Origin of the sequence: Gordonibacter pamelaeae 7-10-1-b (assembly GCF_000210055.1) — a bacterium.
In the GTDB taxonomy this organism is placed as follows: Bacteria; Actinomycetota; Coriobacteriia; order Coriobacteriales; family Eggerthellaceae; genus Gordonibacter; species Gordonibacter pamelaeae.
The window spans coordinates 2846873-2848961 of record NC_021021.1; the positions used below are offsets into that span (position 1 = coordinate 2846873).

Below are 2089 nucleotides of genomic sequence, written 5' to 3' on the forward strand. Positions count from 1 at the left end.
CGTGTCGGTGGGAGCCACCGTGTTCTCCGGCATGCGGGTCGCGGAGTCCTCGGCGATCATCGCCAAGAACGAGGCGAATTCCGTTAACGTCGTCGTGACCAACCGCGACGTCGCCGCCGGCGAGACCATCACCGAAGCCGACCTCGAGACGCAGGCCGTCCCCAAGGCGTACTGCCCGACCGACGCCGCGACCAAGGTCTCGGATGTCGCCGGCCACACCTCGCTCACCACGCAGACCGCCGGGACCTCCATCTCGCTGTCCTCCCTCCAGGCATCGAGCTCGCCGGCGCACATCACGTCGGCCATCGAGGACGGCCATGTGGCCATCGCCCTGTCGCTCGACTCCTCCAAGAGCCTGTCGCCGCTGCTGCGCGTCGGCGACCGCGTCAACGTCATGGCCGTCGTCTCCGACGGCGCGACGTCGAGCGCCGAGACGGTGTGCGCCAACGTCAAGATCATCGCCCTCGATTCCGCCCTGTCCGGCTCGCCGGACGCCGGGTACTCGCTCGTGACGCTCGACGTCACCGAGGACCAGGCCGCGGCCATCGTGGCGAACCCGAACGCGACGCTCACGGCCATCCCGCAGACCGCCGAGGGGGCCAGCGATGCTGAATAGGGACCTCATCGCGCTCGAGCGCGCCGTATACCGCGCCGCGCGTGAACAGCTCTCATCCGACAACCAGACCGAGCAGCCCGACGCCGACGTGCGCAGTCGCGACCGCGACGCGGCCTCGGTCATCGGCCCCATCATCGACGACCCGGCTTTCTACCACCTCGTGCCCGAGCGCTTCATCGACCAGACCGGCCGCATCGCCGACGACGCCTACCAGGAGGTGCTGCGCGCGGCAATCAACGACCTGTACTACTTCGGGCCGCTCGAGGACCTGCTGTACGACGAGTCGCTTTCCGAGATCATGGTCAACGGGCCCGAGTCGGTGTGGGTCGAGCGCTCCGGCAGGCTCATGCTCACCGACGTCTGCTTCGAGGACGACGACCACGTGAAGTTCACCATCGACCGGATCGCCGCCGGCATGAACCGCCGCTGCGACGAGGCCTCGCCGCTGTGCGACTGCACCATCGTCCGGCCCGGCACGTCCTTCAACGGCTCGCGCGTCAACGCGGTGCTCAAGGGCGTCGCGGTCGACCACCACCTCATCAACATCCGCAAGTTCCGCAAGGACGCGCTCACCCCCGAGGCCCTGATGGCCAACGGGTCGTTCGACGGCCGCATGCTCGAGATCATGCGCGCCATCGTGCAGGGCCGCATGTCCACCATCGTGGCCGGCGGCACCGGATCGGGCAAGACGACGCTGCTCAACGCCATCTCGCTCTACATCCCGCCCGAGGAGCGCATCATCACCATCGAGGACACGCCCGAGCTGCGCCTGAACCAGCCGCACGTCGCCCGCATGGAGACGCGCGACGCCAACGTGGAGGGCAAGGGCCGCATCGACTACCGCGACCTCGTGACCAACGCGCTGCGCCAGCGCCCCGACCGAATCATCGTCGGCGAGTGCCGCGACGCGGCGGCCTTCGACATGCTCCAGGCCATGACCACCGGCCACGACGGCTCGCTCACCACGATCCACGCCGACAACTGCCGCGAGGTGCCCACGCGCCTGCGCACGCTCGTCCAGCAGGCGAACACCGGCATGTCCTCGCGCGAGATCCTTGAGTACATCAGCCAGGCCATCGACTTCATCATCTACACGGAGCGCTCCCGCGGCGTGCGCCGCGTGACCGAGATCGCGGAGGTCCAGGGCATGCAGGGCGACGTCGTCACGATTGCCCCGATCGTCCGCTTCGAGCACGACCCGAACGACCCCGAGCACTCCGGCTGGTTCGTCCCGACCGGCGAGCGCTTCATGCGCCGCCATATCGAGAAGATGGCAAACGAGGGCGTCTTCGTCGATGACGACTGGTTCAACCCCCAGGCGGTGTTCTAGCATGGGCGGGTCGCTTTCCAACATCGTCAACCTGCTGCCGGCCCTGCCAGGTCTTGCGCTCGGCGTCGCGATGCTCGTCATCGCGCGCCGCGGGCGCATCGCCCGCGAGCAGGCCGGCGTTGAGTCCGCAGACGAGCGGCCGA

Annotated in this window: 2 protein-coding genes; both read left to right on the plus strand. The window is 68.5% G+C overall.

Annotated elements, in window-relative coordinates; genetic code table 11:
* The coding region (cpaB, locus tag GPA_RS13160; RefSeq protein WP_167536674.1) for a Flp pilus assembly protein CpaB at window positions 1-616 on the plus strand (616 nt) is incomplete at its 5' end.
* Window positions 606-1946, plus strand: coding sequence for a CpaF family protein (locus GPA_RS13165; protein WP_083809143.1), 1341 nt, complete (start codon window positions 606-608; stop codon window positions 1944-1946). The genes cpaB and GPA_RS13165, both read left to right, overlap by 11 nt.
* Window positions 1947-2089 lie beyond the last annotated feature (143 nt).

Excerpts from the sequence above, each read along its gene's own strand:
- GPA_RS13165 (WP_083809143.1), top strand. The coding sequence starts at position 606 with ATGCTGAATAGGGACCTCATCGCGCTCGAGCGCGCCGTATACCGCGCC.